The 362-nt window shown below is 59.7% G+C and carries 1 protein-coding gene; it reads right to left on the reverse strand.

Annotated features, from left to right (window positions below; all coding sequences use genetic code 11):
• The coding region (locus tag A985_RS0103145) for a MarR family winged helix-turn-helix transcriptional regulator (protein ID WP_017231971.1) at positions 1-362 on the reverse strand (362 nt) is incomplete at both ends.

A 362-nucleotide genomic window follows, 5' to 3' on the forward strand; every position in this document is an offset into this window, starting at 1 on the left:
ATCTCGGTCGCCTTTAAACCGTCAACACTGATCTCATTGACTTCTTCTGCAAGCGGAACGAGCTTTTTCTTGAGGTTACGGCCGCGTGGCGTGAGGTAGACGTGCGTGTTCTTGCGGTTGCCGGGGGCATAACGACGCTCGACATAACCGAGCTTTTCCATCGCCTGCACCGCGCTGAAGGTGGTGGGCGTCGTGGTTCCGGTCTCGTCGCTGAGCTCCTTTTGCGTGAGCCCGTCGTTGACCCAGAGCACGCGCAGGAAAGCCCAGTGGCCAAATGACACCTCATGTTGCGCGAGGCGCATTTGCAGTCCGCGCACCATCGCGCGGGCTGCATCCTTGATCAGGTGGGCGAGACGATCGTC

This window comes from Pandoraea sp. B-6 (genome assembly GCF_000282835.1).
Taxonomy (GTDB): Bacteria; Pseudomonadota; Gammaproteobacteria; order Burkholderiales; family Burkholderiaceae; genus Pandoraea; species Pandoraea cepalis.